The sequence below is a fragment of the Dickeya fangzhongdai genome (assembly GCF_002812485.1).
GTDB lineage: Bacteria > Pseudomonadota > Gammaproteobacteria > Enterobacterales > Enterobacteriaceae > Dickeya > Dickeya fangzhongdai.
Genome location: NZ_CP025003.1, coordinates 1,443,371 through 1,463,657, shown reverse-complemented (window position 1 = coordinate 1,463,657; position 20,287 = coordinate 1,443,371). Strand labels below are relative to the sequence as shown.

Here is a 20,287-nt window from a genome sequence, read left to right as displayed (position 1 = left end):
CACCCTACGAGGAACAGAAATGACCGACGAGGAACAGCGTCGACCCGACCCGGACAGCCTGCTGAGCCAGATTGAAGAACAGCCGCGCGGCAAACTGAAAATCTTCTTCGGCGCCTGCGCCGGGGTCGGGAAAACCTACGCCATGTTGCAGGAAGCGCAGCGCCTGAAGGCCCAGGGGCTGGATGTGCTGGTCGGGGTGGTGGAAACCCACGGGCGCAGCGAAACCGCTGCGCTGGTGGAGGGGCTGCCGCATTTGCCGATGAAGAAAATCAGCCATTACGGCCGTCATCACCATGAATTCGATCTGGACGCGGCGCTGGCGCGCTGCCCGGCGCTGATCCTGATCGATGAACTGGCGCACAGCAACATCCGTGGTTCCCGTCATCCCAAACGCTGGCAGGACGTGCAGGAACTGCTGGACGCCGGCATCGACGTGTTCACCACCGTCAACGTGCAGCACCTGGAAAGCCTGAACGATATCGTCGGCGGCGTGACCGGCATCCGGGTGCGGGAAACCGTCCCGGACCCGATTTTTGACGACGCCAATGAAGTGGTGCTGGTGGACCTGCCGCCTGACGACCTGCGCCAGCGCCTCAATGAAGGCAAAGTTTACCTGCCGATGCAGGCGGAACGCGCCATCGAAAACTTCTTTCGCAAAGGCAACCTGCTTGCTCTGCGCGAACTGGCGCTGCGGCGTATGGCCGACCGGGTGGACGACCAGATGCGGGCGATGCGCGCCAGTCAGGGACGCGAACGAGTCTGGCATACCCGCGACGCTATCCTGCTGTGCATCGGCCGCGGCGCGGGCAACGAAAAGCTGGTGCGCACCGCCGCCCGTCTGGCCGCCCGTCTGGGCAGCATCTGGCACGCGGTTTACGTCGAAACGCCGCGCCTGCACCGTCTGCCGGAAGGCGAACGACGGGCGATCCTGCGCGCGCTGAAACTGGCGCAGGATCTGGGGGCGGAAACCGCCACCCTTTCCGACCCGTCGGTGGAGCGCGCGGTACTGCGCTATGCCCGCGAGCACAATCTGGGCAAGATCGTGATTGGTCGTCACCCCGAACAGAAACTCGGCTGGTTGCGCCGCACCCGCTTCGCCGAGAAACTCGGCAAGTTAGGGCCTGACCTCGATTTGGTCGTAGTGTCGGTACAAGACGACGCCGCGCCGCCTCCGCCCAAGACCCCGGATATCCGGGGAATCACCGACAAATGGCGGTTGCAGCTGTACGGCTGCGGCGTCGCCGCCCTGCTCTGCACATTGATTACGCTGCTGGCGCTGTGGTCGCCGTTCTCCATGCTGGAGCCGGTCAATCTGGTCATGCTCTACCTGCTGGCGGTGGTGATCATCGCGCTGTTTTATGGCCGCTGGCCGTCGGTGTTCGCCGCGGTCATCAACGTCGCCAGTTTCGATCTATTTTTTGTGGTGCCCAAGGGGACATTCGCGGTAGCGGACGTTCAGTATCTGGTCACGTTTGCGGTGATGCTGACCATCGGTATTCTGGTGGGGAATCTAACCGCCGGCGTGCGTTATCAGGCCCGCGTCGCCCGCTACCGTGAGCAACGGGTGCGGCATCTGTACGAAATGTCCAAGGCGCTCAACCGCAGCCTGTCGGTGCAGGATATCGCCAAAGCCAGTCACCATTTCCTGCGTTCCACCTTTCAGGCCAAGATCGCCATTCTGCTGGCCGAGCCGGTATCCTCCCCGACGGCAGAGCTGCAACAGGCCGCGCTCGACGAACCCGATCAACTGATCGTCGATCAGGCCATCGCCCGCTGGAGCTACGATCACGCCGCCCCTGCCGGAGCCGGCACCACGACCCTGCCGGGCGTGCCGTATCAGCTTCTGCCGCTGGCGACGCCGCAACTGACCTTCGGCGTCATCGCCATCGAGCCGAATAATGTTCGCCAGCTGATGATTCCGGAACAACAACGCATGCTGGAAACCTTCACGGTATTGATCGCCAACGCGCTGGAGCGTTTGCATCTGGTCAAAAGCACCGAAAACGCGCGGCTGGACGCCGAACGCGAGCAGCTACGTAATTCGCTGCTGGCCGCCCTGTCCCATGATTTGCGTACCCCATTGACGGTGCTGTTTGGTCAGGCGGAAATCCTGACGCTTAACCTGGCGTCCGAAGGCTCGCCCTATGCGCCGCAGGCCAGCCAGATCCGCCAGCACATCCTCAGTACCACCCGGCTGGTCAACAACCTGCTGGATATGGCGCGCATCCAGTCCGACGGCTTCAATTTGCGCAAAGAGTGGCAAACGCTGGAAGAACTCGCCGGAAGCGCGTTGCGGCAGTTGGAAAATTCGCTGGCAAACAATACTATTCATTTACGGTTGCTGCAGGACATGACCCTGGTGTACTGCGACGCCAGCCTGATCGAACGGGTGTTGATCAACCTGCTGGAAAACGCCATCAAATATGCAGGCGAGCAGGCGACGATCACCGTTTCCGCCAGCCAGGTTTCCTCCCCGACCTCCGGCGATATGCTGGAAGTGCAGGTGCGGGATAACGGCCCCGGCATCCCCGAAGGTCAGGAAAGAATGATTTTTGACAAGTTCGCCCGCGGGCACAAAGAATCTTCCATTCCCGGCGTCGGTCTGGGGCTGGCAATCTGCCGGGCCATTGTGGAAATTCACGGCGGACGAATCTGGGCCACCAACGCGGATGACGGCAGTGCGGTGTTCCACTTTACTTTGCCGCTGGCGCCGCCGCCGGCGCTCGAACCTGAAGAGATGGAGTCCTGACCCTGTTACAGACCAACATCCTGATCGTAGAAGATGAGAAAGAGATCCGGCGTTTTGTCCGCAACGCGCTGGAGAACGAAGGCTGTCGCGTATTCGACGCTGAAACGCTGCAACGGGGACTGATCGAAGCCGCGACCCGTAAACCGGATCTGATTATTCTCGATCTGGGTCTGCCCGACGGCGACGGTATTGATTACATCCGGGATCTGCGCCAGTGGAGCGCGATTCCGGTTATCGTGCTGTCCGCCCGTACCGACGAGCAGGACAAGATAGACGCGCTGGACGCCGGCGCCGATGATTACCTCACCAAACCGTTCGGCATCGGCGAGTTGCTGGCACGGGTTCGGGTGGCGCTGCGCCGTTTCAGCGCCTCCCAGCAGGAAACCCCACTCATTAGCTTTTCGAACGTCACGGTGGATTTGGTCAATCGTCAGGTCATGCGCGACCAGCAGGAACTGCACCTGACGCCGATTGAATTCCGACTGCTGACCACCCTGCTCGCCAGCCCCGGCAAGGTGCTGACGCAGCGCCAACTGCTCAATCAGGTCTGGGGTCCTAACGCGGTGGAGCACAGCCATTATCTGCGTATCTACATGGGTCATTTGCGTCAAAAACTGGAACACGACCCGGCCCGCCCGCGTCACTTTCTGACCGAGACCGCCATCGGCTACCGGTTTATGCCCTAGTTTGCGTCCTTTACTGATTTATGCCGCTGGCGCCCCGCCCGCGTCAGGCGTAGCATCCTGATTTTTATCCGCGAGAAAAATATCAATGAGTAGCTGGTTACTTTACGCCTTGCTGTCGGCGTTGTGCGCCGCGCTAGTGGCGCTGTTTGGCAAAATCGGCCTGCAACAGCTGGACGCCAATACCGCCACCGCCATTCGTGCGGTGATCATGGCGCTGTTTCTGGTCGGCGTGGTGGTGGCGCAGGGCAAAACATCGTTGTTCGGCACCGTACTTGCCAACCACAAGGCGATGGTGTTCATCGTGCTGAGCGGCGTGGCGGGCGCGCTGTCCTGGCTGTTTTATTTTATGGCGCTGAAAAGCGGCACCGTCGCGCAGGTGGCGCCCATCGACAAACTGAGCGTGGTGTTCGCGGTGATTCTGGCGGCGCTGCTGCTGGGAGAAAAAGTGTCGCTGTTGGCCGGGGTTGGCGTCGCGCTGATTTCCGCCGGCGCGCTGTTGGTGGCGTTGGGATAAACGACTGGCCGCAGGCATAAAAAAGGCGCTGTTGACACAGCGCCCTGCTTTTCAACCGGGTTGACCCGTTACTTCGCGCTGCTCAACACCGCGCTGACAATCTCAACCGCTTCTTTCTCGATTTTCTCGCGGTGCTCCGCGCCGAGGAAACTTTCGCAGTAAATTTTGTAAGCCTCTTCCGTGCCGGACGGGCGCGCGGCAAACCAGCCGTTGTCGGTCATCACCTTCAGGCCGCCAATCGACGCGCCATTGCCGGGCGCAGCGGTCAGACGAGCGGTGATCGGGTCGCCTGCCAGCGTGCTGGCGGACACCATTTCCGGCGACAGTTTGGACAACGCCGCTTTCTGCGCGTGCGTCGCCGGCGCCTGCAAACGGTTGTAGCTCGGCGCGCCAAAACGCTCGGCCAGCGCATCATAGTGCTGCTGCGGGTTTTTGCCGGTCACCGCGGTGATTTCCGCCGCCAGCAGACACAGGATGATGCCGTCTTTGTCGGTCGACCACGGTTTGCCGTCAAAACGCAGGAACGACGCGCCGGCGCTCTCTTCGCCGCCGAAGCCCAATGTCCCGTCGAACAGGCCGTCTACAAACCATTTGAAGCCGACCGGCACTTCCACCAGTTTACGGCCGAGATCCGCCACCACCCGGTCGATCATGGCGCTGGACACCAGCGTTTTGCCGACCGCCACCGACTCGCTCCACTGCGGGCGATGACGGAACAGGTAGTTGATAGCCACCGCCAGATAGTGGTTCGGGTTCATCAACCCGGCCGGGGTGACGATACCGTGACGGTCATAATCCGGATCGTTGGCGAAAGCCAGATCAAACTTGTCGCGCAGCGCCAGCAGACCAGACATCGCCGACACGGACGAGCAGTCCATGCGGATCACGCCATCGTGATCCAGCGTCATGAAACGGAAGGTCTGATCGACGGCGTCGTTGACCAGCGTCAGGTCCAGCTGGTAGCGCTCGGCGATGCGCTGCCAGTAGGCAATGCCGGAGCCGCCGAGCGGATCGACGCCGAGTTTCAGGCCGGCGCGCTGAATCGCCGCCATGTCCACTACCTCGCCCAGCGCCTCGACATACGGTTCAACCAAATCGCGCTCGTGCAGATGACCGCTCAGGCGCGCCTTATCCAGAGACTGACGTTTCACGTCGCGCAGATTGTCCGCCAGCAGCGCGTTGGCGCGTTTCTCAATCACGCTGGTGAGGTTGGTGTCCGCCGGGCCGCCGTTAGGCGGGTTATATTTGATGCCGCCGTCTTCCGGTGGGTTATGGGAAGGGGTAATCACGATGCCGTCCGCCAGCGCGCCGCCCTGACGATTGTGCACCAGAATCGCGTTCGACACCGCCGGCGTCGGGGTAAAACCGTTATCCTGCTGAACAATGACGTCAACGCCGTTGGCCGTCAGCACTTCCAGCACCGAGATAAACGCCGGCTCGGACAACGCATGGGTATCTTTCCCCACGTAGCACGGCCCCGTGATGCCCTGACGGCTACGCTCTTCGGCAATCGCCTGAGCAATCGCCAGAATATGGGCTTCATTGAAGCTGTGGCGGGCGGCGCAACCGCGATGCCCGGAGGTGCCGAATTTAACCGACTGAGCCGGATTGGTGACATCCGGGCGCAACACATAATACTGGGACGTCAACTGTGCGACATTAATCAGGTCGCTTTGCCGGGTAGGTTGTCCGGCTCTCGGGTGATTAGCCATTGGCGTTTCTTCCTGACGCAGTGATTTAAATAGTGCCGCAAACTTTCTCAGTCAGTTCCGGCGGGAACTGCATCGCCAGCATGATGTACTCGATCATGCTGCGTTTGCGACCGGTATTGGTGTTGGTGATAACCCAGTAAGGCGTGTCGTCGATGTGCCGGGGTTTGGTCTGAGCGCCGTGCAGCAACAAGGTCTGCTCGTCGGCGGCAAAATAGACGCGGGTGCGGCCATGCAGCGATTCGGTAGCAGCCGCAAACGCTTCCGGCGACAGGCGATGCAGGGTGGACAGTACCAGCAGAAAACGATTGACCGCCTTGTTCTGCTCGGCATATTCGTCCGACAGCAGCAACTCGCGCACGGTTCTTACCCGGTCACGAGACGGCTGTGCGGCCGCAGGCTGGGCGATTGTCGACGCCGCTGGCGACGGAGTTGCCGCGGCGGCTGGCTGCGCGCCGCTGAATTTCAGCATGCGCCGTAAAATATCCGATGCACTCTCGCCGATATGCTGAGTGTGGCTGGCGATATAACGGTAAAGCTCGTCGTCGACCTCAATAGTTTTCATTTTTATCCAGTACTGTTTTATGTCTTTAATCAATCATCAGGAATTATACAGGCTATGCGCAACCCGCGAACAGCGTCAGACGCCGGTGACGCCAAATTCAGGATTATCCTGAATTTGCGCACGCATCCCTGTTCCATGAATGCGGCTTTCTATCCCCTGCCCCGACGAGCGCTGCCCGACAGAGTTTACCCTGCGGCGAAGCGTCATGGTAAAGTCATGATACCCTAAGCCACTGTCTCTCTGAATGAACTTCACCATGAAATTGAATTATCGCTGGCAAAACGCGCAACACCCGCAGAACCGGTTACCGGTTATTCTCATTCACGGCTTGTTTGGCAATCTGGACAATCTTGGCGTTCTGGCCCGCGACCTGCAAAAACACCACGATACGTTGCAGATTGATCTGCGCAACCACGGGCTGTCGCCCCGCTCTCCGGAGATGAACTACCCGGCGATGGCGCAGGATGTGCGTGAACTGATTGACGAACTGGGGCTGGAGCGTGTGATTCTGGTCGGTCACTCGATGGGGGGAAAGGTATCGATGGCGCTGACCGAAATGCTTGCCGGGCGTATCGAGCGCATTGTGGCGATTGATATCGCGCCGGTGGACTATCAGGTGCGTCGTCACGACAACGTTTTCGCCGCCATTCGCGCCGTTAGCGATGCTGGCGTGGAGCAGCGCGCCAAAGCCGCGGAAATCATGCGTGATTACCTGCCGGGAGAAGAAGGCGTCGTCCAGTTTTTGCTGAAGTCTTTCCAGCAGGGAGAATGGCGCTTTAACGTGCCGGTATTGTGGGATCAGTACGAACACATCGTTGGCTGGCAAGAGGTGCCCGCCTGGCCCGGCCCGATCCTGTTTATCCGCGGCAGCGAGTCGCCTTACCTGGACGATCGCTATCGCGATGCGCTGCTGCGCCAGTTCCCTGCCGCCAAAGCGCACGTGGTGAGCGGCGCCAGCCACTGGGTTCATGCGGAAAAACCGGAAGCGGTGCTGCGCGCCATCCACCGTTTCCTGGCCGCCGACTGATAACGCAGCAGGCAACGTCGGAATCTCGGCTGCCGGACATCGGCGCCAACCGGAGTCAATCTACGGTTTAATTGCGCGCCGCCCTCCAGTAAACCGTTGTCGCCACCGCAACGGCTGGGGTATCATGGCGCGCGCAGTATTGAGGGACGGCTGTCTGGCCACTTGCATCGTTAACCACATTTCATCAAAACGCGGCCTGAGTTGCCGAAAGCGACGGATTACCCCGGTGTTCGAATCCCGGTGATCAAAAGCGGCGTTTTGGCCGAATTTCTTGCAGTACCATTATCTATGGCAAAAGAACAAACGGATCGCACCACGCTGGATCTGTTCGCGAACGAGCGTCGTCCGGGGCGGCCCAAAACCAACCCGCTCTCCCGCGACGAGCAGTTACGGATCAATAAACGCAATCAGTTACGGCGTGACCGGGTGCGGGGTCTGCGTCGCGTTGAGCTGAAAATCAATAGTGAAGCGGTAGACATTTTGAATGCGTTGGCTGAGCAGAAAAACATCAGCCGCAGTGAACTGATCGAACAAATACTGCTGGCGCAGCTGGCGGAACAAGAAAACTAAACCTCGCTGGCGTCGTCCATGACGCCGGTCGTCCTATTACATCAGAACGTTTCCACGACTATCAGAACGTTTCCCAGTTATCGCTGCTCTTTTTACTGCTGCTCGTCGTAGCGGCCGGCAGGGCTTTGGCGGGAGCCGCCACCGCTTTGGACGGCGCCTGACGATCGCGTCTCGGCGGCAGACCGGCCGACTGTTCTTCCGACAGACGGAATACCGATACCGCTTCGGTCAGCACCATCGCCTGCTCTTCCAGCGAACGGGTTGCCGCCGAGGCTTCCTGTACCAGCGCGGCGTTCTGCTGAGTCACGCTATCCATTTCCGTGATTGCCTGACCGGCCTGAGCGATACCTTTACTCTGCTCATCCGACGCCGTGGCGATTTCCGCCATAATGTCGGTGACGTTGGTTACCGCGGTCACGATCTCGCTCATGGTGCTGCCCGCATCGGCTACCAGCGTCGACCCGTTATCCACACAGCGCACCGACTCGGCAATCAGGTGTTCGATCTCTTTGGCTGCCTGCGCACTGCGCTGCGCCAGACTTCTCACCTCGCCGGCCACCACGGCAAAGCCCCGTCCTTGTTCACCGGCGCGGGCCGCTTCCACCGCTGCGTTCAACGCCAGAATGTTGGTCTGGAAGGCAATACCGTTGATAACGCTGGTGATCTCGGCGATTTTCTTCGAGCTGCCGGAGATTTCCGCCATGGTTTTCACCACATTATCAACCAAATCCCCGCCCTTACTGGCGGTGGTGGAAGCCTGACGGGCCAGCTGACTGGCGTGGCTGGCGTTTTCAGCGTTCTGCTTCACCGTTGATGTCAGCTGTTCCATGCTGGCGGCGCTTTCTTCCAGCGCTGCCGCCTGTGACTCGGTGCGAGCCGCCAGATCGTTGTTACCGGAAGCGATTTCCGATACGCCCTGATAAATAGAGTCAGCACTGGTACGAATGGTGCTGACGGTATTGGCCAGACTGCCCTGCATATCGCGCAACAGCGGGAACAGCCGGCCCACGCAGTTGTTGCCGAAATCCAGAATCGGTTTCCCCAGACGGCCGTTGGCAATCACCTGGAAATGATCGCGCAGATCGTTAAGCGGGCGCACCAGACAAGCCACCAGATAGCGGTCGGTCAGGAATAACATCACCAGACCGGCGATCAGCCCCGCCAGCAAAATGTTCTGGCCGACGCCAGTGATAGTCTCCAGTCGGTTGCCGGCATCGACGAACATCGTCGAACCCGCTTTATTAAAGTTGGTGAAAGAGACGTTGAACTGGCGGCTGAAGGCCGGCACGATATCTTTGGCGAATTTGTCATAGTCATCGAACTTTTTGTCCGCCGCACGCTGGAACATGGGCTCGACGCCCTGAGTAATCAGATTGCCCCAGTCGCGGATTACCGCGTCAACCAACTCCGGCGACATGCCGGCATGATCAATCTTCTTGAATGCTTCCAGGTTGGATTTCAGTAAATCCAGCGCGGCCTGTGATGATTTTTGCTGTTCGTCCGCTTTCTGGTTATCGCCGCTCTGACGATAGTCAATCGCACGCGCCAGTCGGGTCACCATGCGGAAATACTGGTCGTTGCCGGTGTTAACCAAATTCATATTGTTGACCAGCAACGCACTGGTTTTGGAGGTTTCGTTCATGGTCCGGAACGAATACATGGTGTAGACCGAAACAGCAATCCATAACACACAGAAGATGCCAAGCACCCACAGCATGGCTGTGCGAATGGCAATATTTTTTAGGAATTGCATAGTTGACTCCATAAATGGGCTATTGGTCGAGGAGGTAAGTCTTGTTTTGATTTATGCGATGAGAAAGTCTCTCGCTTTGTAAGAAACATTGCTGCACATTTACATTCAATAAAAGCACCATGCTCTGTCATCGTCAAAACTATAGGAATGTTTAGTGTTTTATGTCGTTTAAAAGCTAATAAAAATTAGATATTTAACCAATTATCCATATTTTCAGTCATCTGTACGAATATCGTATTTTAAAAAAATTAAAAAAACATTAAGGGAGTGATGCAAAAACAATCAATTAATCGCTTCCGCGCCATTTCACGATATGGCAACAGATACACGTTTATCCGTCAGACAGTGTCTGCTATTATTAGCGGATCGTGGGTGACGCAAGCACCATACCCTTAAGAATCAAGAGGTTATTTTATCTATGGCTCTCATAGGCATTTTTTTTGGCAGTGACACGGGCAATACCGAAAACATCGCCAAGACGATCCAGCAACAACTGGGCAGCGACGTCGCCGAACTGCACGACATTGCCAAAAGCAGCAAAGAAGATCTTGAGCGTTTCGACATCCTGCTGCTGGGTATTCCAACCTGGTATTACGGCGAAGCGCAGTGTGATTGGGATGACTTCTTCCCTACGCTGGAAGAGATTGATTTTGCCGGCAAGCTGGTCGCCATCTTCGGTTGTGGCGATCAGGAAGACTATGCGGAGTACTTCTGTGACGCCATGGGCACCATTCGCGATATTATCGAGCCGCGTGGCGCCAATATCGTCGGTCACTGGCCGACCGAAGGCTATTACTTCGAAGCCTCAAAAGGTCTGTCGGATGACACCCACTTTATCGGTCTGGCCATCGATGAAGATCGTCAGCCGGAGCTGACCAGCGAACGCGTCTCCAACTGGGTCAAGCAAATCAGCGAAGAGCTGAACCTGAAAGCACTGCAGGCCTGATTCATCTATGGCTCTGATACCGATGTATTCAGAGCCATATCTATATAGATAGACAAAACCTATCACAATCAGTGATACATTTTTTTAACTTTTCATTCCGACAGGGTACAATACCCACTCGGTCAGCCGGTTGCGTTTAATGACCTGTCTTGGCGTACAATATGTCTCTCGCAGGGAACAACTCTGAATACAGAGAGTTAGCAAGAATCATATTGTAAAAGTTCCGTGGTTTTCATTTCGACGGCGCGGTTCTATAATTGAGACACAGTGACCTTTTTTAAGCCGACCGATGATACTAGGCTAATAGCCTCCCAGATAAAGCAAGTAACAGGACTAAATCCGCATGACTGACAACAATACCGCATTAAAGAAGGCTGGCCTGAAAGTCACACTTCCACGACTGAAAATTCTGGAAGTGCTTCAGGATCCTCAATGCCACCACGTCAGCGCGGAAGACTTATACAAAAAGCTGATTGATATGGGGGAAGAGATTGGTCTGGCTACCGTTTACCGCGTGCTTAACCAGTTTGACGACGCCGGCATCGTTACCCGTCATAACTTCGAAGGCGGCAAGTCGGTTTTCGAACTCACGCAGCAGCACCATCATGATCATCTGATCTGTCTGGATTGCGGCCGGGTGATTGAATTCAGCGACGAGTCTATCGAAGCGCGCCAGCGTGAGATCTCCGAGAAACACGGCATCAAACTGACCAACCACAGCCTGTATTTGTACGGCCATTGCAGTAGCGGCGATTGCCGTGAAGACGACAATGCGCACAACGAACGCTAATCACTCGATGCAGAGAAAAAATAAAACCGCCGCGGCGGTTTTATTTTTGTCTTTTTCCCGGTAGCCGGGCGGCTGTTACCCCGCCCAACTGTCCCGCAAACCGACCGTGCGGTTAAACACCAGATTATCCGCACTGGAATAAACGCGATCGGCGCAGAAATACCCTTCACGCTCAAACTGATAGGCTTTTTCAACTTCAGCCTGACCCAGACTGGCTTCCACAAAGCCCTGGGCGACAGTCAGCGAATCCGGGTTGATGGTGGAGAGAAAATCCTCCGCCGCGCCGGGGTTAGCCACGCTGAACAGACGGTCATACAGACGGAACTGCGCCGGCAGTGCATGAGCCGCCGATACCCAGTGGATCACGCCTTTCACTTTACGGCCGTCAGCCGGATCTTTGCTCAGGGTTTCCGTATCGCAGCTGCAGTAAATCGTGGTGATCACGCCCTGCTCGTCTTTATCAATGTGCTCGGCCTTAATGACATAGGCGTTACGCAGGCGCACTTCTTTGCCCAGCACCAAACGTTTGTACTGCTTGTTGGCTTCTTCGCGGAAATCAGCGCGATCGATATACACCTCGCGGCTGAACGCCACCTGGCGCGATCCCATTTCCGGTTTATTGGGATGATTGGGCATAGTAAGCCACTCTTCATGCCCTGCCGGCAGGTTCTCAATCACTACCTTCACCGGATCCAGTACCGCCATCGCCCGTGGCGCGTTCTCGTTCAGATCGTCGCGAATGCAGGATTCCAGCGCCGCCATCTCCACGGTGTTGTCCTGCTTGGTGACGCCGATACGACGACAGAACTCACGAATGGACGCCGCAGTGTATCCGCGACGACGCAAGCCGGAGATAGTCGGCATACGCGGATCGTTCCAGCCTTCCACCACTTTCTCGTTCACCAGCTGGTTCAGTTTACGCTTGGACATCACCGCGTATTCCAGATTCAGGCGGGAAAACTCATACTGCCGCGGGTGGGCAGGAATGGAGATATTATCCAGCACCCAGTCATACAGGCGGCGGTTGTCCTGAAATTCCAGCGTACACAGCGAATGGGTGATACCTTCCAGCGCATCGGAAATGCAGTGGGTGAAATCGTACATCGGATAAATGCACCATTTGTTGCCGGTCTGATGGTGCTCGGCAAATTTGATGCGGTACAGCACCGGATCGCGCATAACGATGAACGGCGAGGCCATATCGATTTTGGCGCGCAGGCACGCCGTGCCTTCAGCGAAACCGCCGCTGCGCATTTTCTCGAACAGCGTCAGGTTTTCTTCGACGCTACGGTCGCGGTACGGGCTGTTTTTACCCGGCGAGGTCAGGGTGCCGCGGTATTCGCGGATCTGCTCCGGCGTCAACTCATCGACATACGCCAACCCTTTATTAATCAGTTCAATCGCGTAAAAGTGCAGCTGATCAAAATAATCAGACGAGTAGCGAACGTTGCCGCTCCAGGAAAAACCCAGCCACTGAACGTCATGCTTGATGGACTCAACGTACTCGATATCTTCTTTTACCGGGTTGGTATCATCAAAGCGCAGGTTGCACTTGCCGTTGTAATCTTCGGCAATGCCAAAGTTCAGGCAGATGGACTTGGCGTGACCGATGTGCAGGTAGCCGTTCGGCTCCGGCGGAAAACGCGTCTGAATATGGTCGTGTTTGCCGGTAGCCAGATCTTCATCAATGATCTGGCGAATAAAGTTGGTTGGGCGGGCTTCAGCCTCACTCATGCTTGGTTCCTCAAATGCGAAAAAACAACCCATAACCACTAATGATCCAACAAGCCACGCTGGGAAACAACCGTTTGTTTCACGAAAGTTTAAGATAAAAAAACGGAGCGTACGTCTCCGTATGCTCCGTTTCCCAACATCTGACAACCATGGGGCGTCGCCGAATTATTCCTGCGACACCTCGCGTAACGCCGCCGCAATGTTTTCCGCCTGAGTGCCAACCACAATCTGCACGCTTTGCTTGTTGAGACGGATGACCCCGGCCGCCCCCAGCTTGCGTGCAGCGGGTTCATCCACCAGGCCGGAATCCTTCACGCTCAGGCGCAAGCGGGTAATACAGGCATCAATTCCGGTCAGATTATCCTTGCCGCCGATAGCCTGCAGGTAACCTCTCGCCACCGACTGGCTGTTGCCGGCAGGAGCGGCGGTTCCCTCGGATGAGGACTGCGCCGCGGCGGCTTCACGCCCCGGCGTCATCAGGTTAAAACGGGTGATGGTGAAGCGGAACACCACATAATAGATGACAAAGAACGCGGCGCCTTGCAGCAGCAGCATGTACCAGTTCGTCGCCAGCGGGTTGCGCGAAGACAACACCATATCCACCAGACCGGCGCTGAAACCAAAACCGGCAATCCAGTGCATGCTGGCCGCGATGAATACCGAAATCCCGGTCAGTACGGCGTGCAGCACATACAGCACTGGCGCCACAAACATGAAGGAGAACTCCAGCGGTTCGGTAATGCCGGTGAAGAAGGCTGCAAACGCCGCCGCCACCATAATCCCCGCCACCCGACTGCGGTTTTCCGGACGAGCGCAGTGATAAATCGCCAGCGCCGCCCCCGGCAGGCCAAACATCATGATCGGGAAGAAACCGGCCTGATAGCGCCCGGTAATACCGGGAACGGCTTTGCCGGCGTCAATCGCCTGCTGCCCGCTGAGGAAGTTAGGAATATCATTGATGCCGGCCACATCAAACCAGAACACCGAGTTCAGCGCATGGTGCAGCCCCACCGGAATCAGCAGACGGTTAAAGAAGGCATAGATACCGGCGCCGACCGATCCCAGTTGCTGAATATGCTCGCCAAAGGAAACCAGCGCGTTGTAGATCACCGGCCAGACGTACATCAGCACGAACGCCACCACGATCATCAGCATCGAAACCAGAATCGGCACCAGGCGGCGACCGCTGAAAAAAGAGAGCGCCTTGGGCAATTCGACCTGGCTGTAACGGTTGTATAGTTCGGCGGAAATGATCCCGACCAGAATACCGATGAACTGGTTTTCAATCTTACCGAACGCTTTTGGCACCTCCGCCAGTGGGAGGTGCTGAATCATCGACACCGCCGCAGGCGAACACAATGTCGTCAGCACCAGATAGCCGACAAAACCGGACAACGCCGCGGCGCCGTCTTTATCTTTCGACATACCGTAGGCGACGCCGACCGCAAACAGCACCGCCATATGCTCGATAATGGCGGCGCCGGACTTGATCAACAGCGCGGCCAGCGCGCTTTCACTGCCCCAGCCGACCGGATCAATCCAGTAACCCACCCCCATCAGGATGGCGGCTGCGGGCAACGTGGCGACCGGCACCATCAGGGCGCGGCCTACTTTTTGTAAATAACCGAGTGTACTCACCTTCCCCTCTCTTTCCCTTACGGGCAAAAATTGTCTGTCAGCCTTGTTATAGAATCACCCGCCAGCGATGTGGGCCTGGCAAGAGTGCCAAAAAAATAATTCGTTACGCAAATTAATAACGGTGATTATGTGATAATTATCACCACAAAAGCACATACAAAATGTTTATGGCGCGGCATTAACACGACTTATTTTAAGACTAAAAAAAACGCGCTACACTAGCCCCAGATAAATTCCGAAACGTGGTGCGGGCATATTACCTGACGGCCGTGCTATCCGACTGCGTTTACCCGATGAATAATTGCCTTCGCTAACCGATTGCCTGAGGAGAGCCCCATGAGACTGATTCCGCTAACGACCCCCGCCGAGGTTGGCAAATGGGCCGCCCGCTATATCGCCGAGCGCATCAACGCCTTCAACCCGACGGCGGAGCGCCCATTCGTGCTCGGCCTGCCGACCGGCAGTTCGCCGCTGGAAGCTTACAAATCCCTGATTGCGCTGTACGATGCCGGTCAGGTCAGCTTCAAACATGTCGTCACCTTCAATATGGATGAATACGTCGGGTTGCCGGCGAACCATCCGGAAAGCTACCGCACCTTCATGTACCAGAATTTTTTCAATCACGTTGATATTCCGGAAGGAAACATTAACCTGTTGAACGGCAACGCGGAAGATATCGCCGCCGAGTGTCAGCGTTATGAAGAAAAAATCAAGTCTTACGGCAAGATTCATCTGTTCATGGGCGGCGTCGGCAACGATGGCCACATCGCTTTCAACGAACCGGGTTCTTCTCTGGTGTCCCGCACACGTATCAAGACCCTGACGGAAGAGACCCGCATCGCCAATTCCCGTTTCTTTGGCGGCGACGTCAATCAGGTGCCCAAATATGCCTTGACGGTGGGTGTCGGTACGTTGCTGGATGCGGAAGAAGTGATGATTCTGGTCAGCGGCCGCCATAAGGCTCAGGCGCTTCAGGCCGCGGTGGAAGGCAACGTTAACCACATGTGGACCATCAGCTGTCTGCAGTTGCACGCCAAAGCGCTGATGGTGTGTGACGAACCGTCCACAATGGAGCTGAAAGTGAAAACCGTGAAATATTTCCGCGAGCTGGAAGCTGAAAATCTCAAAAATCTGTAATCGGTGAGCCAGGAGCTTATAGATGTACGCTTTAACCAACGGCCGTATTTTTACCGGCCATCAGATCCTTGACGGCCATGCGGTCGTCGTCGCCGACGGTTTGATCGAGGCAGTCTGCCCGACACGCGAACTGCCCGATAACCTGCCCCGGCGCGATCTCGCCGGCGCATTACTGGCCCCTGGCTTTATCGACCTGCAATTGAACGGCTGCGGCGGCGTCCAGTTCAACGACGCGCTGAACAATCTTTCCGTCAAAACGCTGGAAACCATGCAGCGGGCCAACGAAAAATCCGGCTGCACCAGCTTTTTGCCGACGTTGATCACCTCTTCCGACGAGTTCATGCGCCACAGCATCGGCGTGATGCGCGCCTGGCTCGCCCAGCATCGCCATCAGGCGCTTGGGCTGCATCTGGAAGGTCCCTGGCTCAACCCGGTGAAGAAAGGCACCCATGACGCCGCCTTTATCCGCCAGCCGGACGAGTCATTACTCAATTATCTGTGCGATAACGCCGATGTGATCAGCAAAATCACGCTGGCCCCGGAAATGGTATCGACGACGGTTATCCGGCAGCTGACCGCCGCAGGTATCGTGGTGTCCGCCGGTCACTCCAACGCCACCTGGGAACAAGCCAAACAAGGCTTTGCCGCCGGTATTCGCTTTGCCACTCACCTGTTCAACGCCATGCCGGCCCTTGTCGGGCGCGAACCCGGTCTGGTCGGCGCCGTCTATGACGCGCCGGAAGTCTACTGCGGCATCATCGCCGACGGCCGCCATGTCAGTTGGGCCAACATCCGCAACAGCAAACGCATCAAGGGCGACAAACTGGTGCTGGTCACCGACGCCACCGCGCCGGCCGGTTCCGACATCGACCGGTTCACATTTGCCGGTAAAACCATATACTACCGCGACGGCATTTGCGTGGATGAGCACGGCACCCTGAGCGGTTCGGCGCTCACCATGATCGATGCCGTGCGCAATTGCGTAGAACACGCGGGTATCGCTCTGGACGAGGCGCTAAGAATGGCGACGCTCTACCCGGCGAGAGCCATCGGAGAAGACCACCGACTGGGAAGCATTGAGACGGGCCACGTGGCTAACCTGACGGTATTGACCCGCGATTTTGACATCCTCAATACGTTTGTTAATGGTGAAGAAGTCTTTCATAAACAGTAAAACGTATTGCATCGACACGAGTAATGCGTCATGACCACAGGCGGACAAACCCAGATAGGGAACATTGATCTGGTCAAACAACTCAACAGTGCGGTCGTGTACCGCTTGATCGATCAGCAGGGCCCTATTTCCCGGATTCAGATTTCAGAGCAGAGCCAGCTTGCTCCCGCCAGTGTCACCAAAATTACCCGCCAGTTGCTGGAGCGCGGTCTGATCAAAGAAGTGGATCAGCAAGCGTCAACCGGCGGGCGCCGCGCCATTTCCATCATTTCCGAAACGCGGCCGTTTCATACCGTCGCGGTGCGACTTGGCCGCCACGACGCCACCCTCGCCTTATACGACCTGCAAGGTAAACGGCTGGAAGAAGAGCACTGCAACCTGCCGGAAAACACCCAGGATACGCTGGAAAGCGCGCTGTTCACGGTTATCGATCAGTTCATTGCCCGTCACCAACGTCGTATCCGCGAGCTGATCGCCATTTCGGTGGTGCTGCCGGGACTGGTCGACCCCATCGCCGGCGTGGTGCGTTATATGCCGCACATCAGCGTGGACAACTGGCCGTTGGTGGATAATCTCGAACGGCATTTCAACGTGCACAGCTTTGTCGGCCACGATATTCGCAGCCTGGCGCTGGCCGAGCATTACTTCGGCGCAACCCGTGACTGTCAGGACTCGTTGCTGGTGCGGGTTCACCGCGGCGTGGGCGCCGGCATTCTGGTCAACGGCAAAATCTTTCTCGGCAGCAACAGCAATGTCGGGGAAATCGGCCATATCCAGATCGACCCGTTGGGCGACCGCTGCCACTGCGGCAACTTCGGTTGTCTGGAAACGGTAGTGTCGAACGGTGCGCTGGAGCAACGGGCGCGTGATTTATTGCAGCAGGGATTTCCCAGCAAGCTGACGCTGGATAACTGCCAGATCGCCGCTATCTGCAAAGCCGCCAACCGGGGTGACCTTCTGGCCCGTGAACTGATCGAGGCCGCCGGGCAACATCTGGGCAAAGCCATTTCGATTGCCGTCAACCTGTTCAATCCGCAGCGGGTGGTCATCGCCGGTGAAATTACCGGCGCGGACAAAATTCTGCTGCCCGCCATTCAACGCTGTATCAACGCACAGGTGCTGAAAGACTTTCGGCAAAACCTGCCGGTAGTCGTCTCCGAATTGCAGCACTTATCCGCCATCGGCGCCTTTGCGCTGGTGAAACGCGCGATGCTGAATGGCGTATTACTGCAACGTCTGCTTGAAAATCAGTAGGTTTAGTTTTCTGCTATAAGGCCGGATTATGAGATCGCTAAAAATCCGGCGCCTTCTCTCTGCCATTTTGAATAAAACCCAATAAATCACACCAAAAATTACACATTCACCAGCACAATGGCTTTTTTCATTAAATGATATTGAACTGCCATCCCCTTTTGATGCTAAATCAGTGTTACCGATACGGCGGCGAGTCACCCTCTGAGGTGAGATACGGCAAGGAAAAGCGCTGATTACCGCCATACACTTTGACTGTTTCACGTTGTGATGCGTGGATAAAGGGAGCCTCTTGTATGTGTTCTATTTTTGGTGTGCTTGATCTGAAAACCGATCCGGTTGAATTGCGCAAAAAAGCGCTGGAATTGTCCCGTCTGATGCGTCACCGCGGCCCGGACTGGTCTGGTGTTTACGCCAGCGACAAAGCCATTCTGGCGCATGAGCGTCTGTCCATCGTCGACGTCAACACCGGCGCTCAACCGCTTTACAACCAGGCGCACACCCACGTTCTGGCCGTGAACGGCGAAATTTACAACCATCAGGCTCTGCGTCAGCAATACGGCGACCGCTATCAGTTCCAGACCGGTTCCGATTGCGAAGTGATTCTGGCGCTGTATCAGGAAAAAGGTCCGGAATTTCTGGACGAATTGCGCGGTATGTTCGCCTTTGCCCTGTATGACAGCGAAAAAGACGCCTATCTGATCGGCCGCGATCACCTGGGCATCATCCCGCTTTATATGGGCTATGACGAACACGGCAACTTCTACGTGGCGTCTGAGATGAAAGCGCTGGTGCCGGTGTGCCGCACCATCAAAGAATTCCCGGCCGGCAGCTACCTGTGGAGCCAGGACGGCGAGATTCGCGAATACTATCGTCGCGACTGGTTCGATTTCGACAACGTTAAAGACAACGTAACCGACGCCAACGAACTGCGCGAAGCGCTGGAAGAATCGGTGAAAAGCCACCTGATGTCCGACGTTCCTTACGGCGTGCTGCTGTCCGGCGGGCTGGACTCTTCCATCATTTCCGCCGTCACCAAAAAGTTCGCCGCTCGTCGCGTGGAAGACGACGAGCGCAGCGAAGCCTGGTGGCCGCAGTTGCACTCGTTCGCGGTCGGCCTGGAAGGCGCGCCTGACCTGAAAGCCGCACGCGATGTCGCAGAACATCTGGGCACCGTACACCACGAAATCCATTTCACGGTACAGGAAGGTCTGGACGCCATCCGCGACGTGATTTACCACATCGAAACCTATGACGTCACCACCATCCGCGCCTCAACGCCGATGTACCTGATGTCCCGTAAAATCAAGGCGATGGGTATCAAGATGGTGCTGTCCGGCGAAGGTTCGGACGAAGTATTCGGCGGCTATCTCTACTTCCACAAAGCGCCGAACGCGAAAGAATTTCATGAAGAAACCGTGCGTAAACTGCTGGCGCTGCACCAGTATGACTGCGCCCGCGCCAACAAAGCGATGTCCGCCTGGGGCGTCGAAGCCCGCGTGCCGTTCCTGGACAAGAAATTCCTGGACGTAGCGATGCGCATCAACCCGAAAGACAAAATGTGCGGCAACGGCAAGATGGAAAAACACATCCTGCGCGAGTGCTTCGAATCCTATCTGCCGCACAGCGTGGCCTGGCGCCAGAAAGAGCAGTTCTCTGACGGCGTGGGCTACAGTTGGATTGACTCTCTGAAAGAAGTCGCGGCCAAACAGATTTCCGACCAGCAACTGGAAACCGCACACTTCCGTTTCCCGTACAACACGCCGACCACCAAAGAAGGCTACCTGTACCGCGAAATTTTTGAAGAACTGTTCCCGGTCCCAAGTGCGGCTGAATGCGTCCCCGGCGGTCCTTCTGTGGCCTGTTCGTCCGCCAAGGCGATTGAGTGGGATGAATCTTTCAAAAAGATGGATGATCCGTCGGGTCGCGCCGTCGGCGTGCACCAGTCCGCCTATCAGTAATCGGTTTTATTTTACTGTTTTAAACGGGCCCTTAGCGGCCCGTTTTTCTTATGGAATACAGCCAAAAGCCTGCTTTCTGACGC

16 protein-coding genes are annotated in these 20,287 nt (G+C 56.7%); 11 read left to right on the top strand and 5 right to left on the bottom strand.

The features are described 5' to 3' along the window. Window positions 1-19: 19 nt before the first annotated feature. The 3 genes from kdpD (at window position 20) to CVE23_RS06770 (ending at window position 3,949) form a co-directional block, all read left to right on the top strand. Window positions 20-2,749, top strand: coding sequence for a two-component system sensor histidine kinase KdpD (gene kdpD / locus CVE23_RS06780; RefSeq protein WP_100849152.1), 2,730 nt, complete (start codon window positions 20-22; stop codon window positions 2,747-2,749). Continuing rightward, window positions 2,746-3,435 carry a two-component system response regulator KdpE gene (gene kdpE / locus CVE23_RS06775; protein ID WP_038918302.1) on the top strand — a complete coding sequence of 230 codons (690 nt, stop codon included), beginning with the start codon at window positions 2,746-2,748 and terminating at the stop codon, window positions 3,433-3,435. The genes kdpD and kdpE overlap by 4 nt, the downstream gene beginning before the upstream one ends. A gap of 85 nt (window positions 3,436-3,520) precedes the next feature. Next, on the top strand, window positions 3,521-3,949 hold the full coding sequence (locus CVE23_RS06770; RefSeq protein ID WP_038918300.1) for an EamA family transporter: 429 nt from the start codon (window positions 3,521-3,523) through the stop codon (window positions 3,947-3,949). A 68-nt stretch (window positions 3,950-4,017) separates the two neighbouring features. On the opposite strand, the gene pgm is transcribed toward CVE23_RS06770, so the two are convergent. Beyond that, the gene (gene pgm, locus CVE23_RS06765; protein WP_038918299.1) at window positions 4,018-5,661 is read right to left on the bottom strand and encodes a phosphoglucomutase (alpha-D-glucose-1,6-bisphosphate-dependent); all 1,644 of its coding nucleotides are present in this window, start codon (window positions 5,659-5,661) and stop codon (window positions 4,018-4,020) included. 25 nt (window positions 5,662-5,686) lie between these two features. After that, window positions 5,687-6,223 (bottom strand): replication initiation negative regulator SeqA, encoded by a 537-nt coding sequence (seqA, locus tag CVE23_RS06760; RefSeq protein WP_038918298.1) that lies wholly within the window; start codon window positions 6,221-6,223, stop codon window positions 5,687-5,689. A 256-nt stretch (window positions 6,224-6,479) separates the two neighbouring features. Between seqA and ybfF the strand changes: the two genes are divergently transcribed. Both ybfF and ybfE read left to right on the top strand, forming a co-directional pair. Further along, window positions 6,480-7,250 (top strand): esterase, encoded by a 771-nt coding sequence (gene ybfF / locus CVE23_RS06755; RefSeq protein ID WP_038918297.1) that lies wholly within the window; start codon window positions 6,480-6,482, stop codon window positions 7,248-7,250. 288 nt (window positions 7,251-7,538) lie between these two features. Next, complete coding sequence (gene ybfE, locus CVE23_RS06750; RefSeq protein ID WP_033111703.1) at window positions 7,539-7,820, top strand: LexA regulated protein; 282 nt, start codon at window positions 7,539-7,541, stop codon at window positions 7,818-7,820. Window positions 7,821-7,881: 61 nt separating this feature from the next. Here ybfE and CVE23_RS06745 read toward each other — a convergent pair whose 3' ends face one another. Further along, window positions 7,882-9,573 (bottom strand): methyl-accepting chemotaxis protein, encoded by a 1,692-nt coding sequence (locus CVE23_RS06745; RefSeq protein WP_049853563.1) that lies wholly within the window; start codon window positions 9,571-9,573, stop codon window positions 7,882-7,884. 418 nt (window positions 9,574-9,991) lie between these two features. Here CVE23_RS06745 and fldA point away from each other — a divergent pair, with 418 nt between their 5' ends. Then, window positions 9,992-10,519: a flavodoxin FldA gene (gene fldA, locus CVE23_RS06740; protein WP_038918295.1), complete on the top strand. Its 528-nt coding sequence runs from the start codon at window positions 9,992-9,994 to the stop codon at window positions 10,517-10,519. Between the two features lie 343 nt (window positions 10,520-10,862). After that, a complete protein-coding gene (gene fur, locus CVE23_RS06735) occupies window positions 10,863-11,309 on the top strand; it encodes a ferric iron uptake transcriptional regulator (RefSeq protein ID WP_013316991.1) in 447 nt (148 codons plus the stop codon). A gap of 75 nt (window positions 11,310-11,384) precedes the next feature. Here the strand turns inward: fur and glnS are convergent, their stop codons facing one another. Further along, window positions 11,385-13,043 (bottom strand): glutamine--tRNA ligase, encoded by a 1,659-nt coding sequence (gene glnS / locus CVE23_RS06730; protein ID WP_038918294.1) that lies wholly within the window; start codon window positions 13,041-13,043, stop codon window positions 11,385-11,387. Between the two features lie 165 nt (window positions 13,044-13,208). Continuing rightward, window positions 13,209-14,681, bottom strand: a complete 1,473-nt coding sequence (gene nagE, locus CVE23_RS06725) for an N-acetylglucosamine-specific PTS transporter subunit IIBC (RefSeq protein WP_100849151.1) — start codon at window positions 14,679-14,681, stop codon at window positions 13,209-13,211. 336 nt (window positions 14,682-15,017) lie between these two features. Between nagE and nagB the strand changes: the two genes are divergently transcribed. The 4 genes from nagB (at window position 15,018) to asnB (ending at window position 20,204) form a co-directional block, all read left to right on the top strand. Continuing rightward, complete coding sequence (gene nagB / locus CVE23_RS06720; protein ID WP_038918291.1) at window positions 15,018-15,818, top strand: glucosamine-6-phosphate deaminase; 801 nt, start codon at window positions 15,018-15,020, stop codon at window positions 15,816-15,818. A 22-nt stretch (window positions 15,819-15,840) separates the two neighbouring features. Beyond that, a complete protein-coding gene (nagA, locus tag CVE23_RS06715) occupies window positions 15,841-16,992 on the top strand; it encodes an N-acetylglucosamine-6-phosphate deacetylase (RefSeq protein ID WP_100849150.1) in 1,152 nt (383 codons plus the stop codon). A gap of 30 nt (window positions 16,993-17,022) precedes the next feature. Next, window positions 17,023-18,246: a DNA-binding transcriptional regulator NagC gene (gene nagC, locus CVE23_RS06710; protein ID WP_038660899.1), complete on the top strand. Its 1,224-nt coding sequence runs from the start codon at window positions 17,023-17,025 to the stop codon at window positions 18,244-18,246. 293 nt (window positions 18,247-18,539) lie between these two features. Then, window positions 18,540-20,204, top strand: coding sequence for an asparagine synthase B (gene asnB, locus CVE23_RS06705; protein WP_038918287.1), 1,665 nt, complete (start codon window positions 18,540-18,542; stop codon window positions 20,202-20,204). Window positions 20,205-20,287 lie beyond the last annotated feature (83 nt).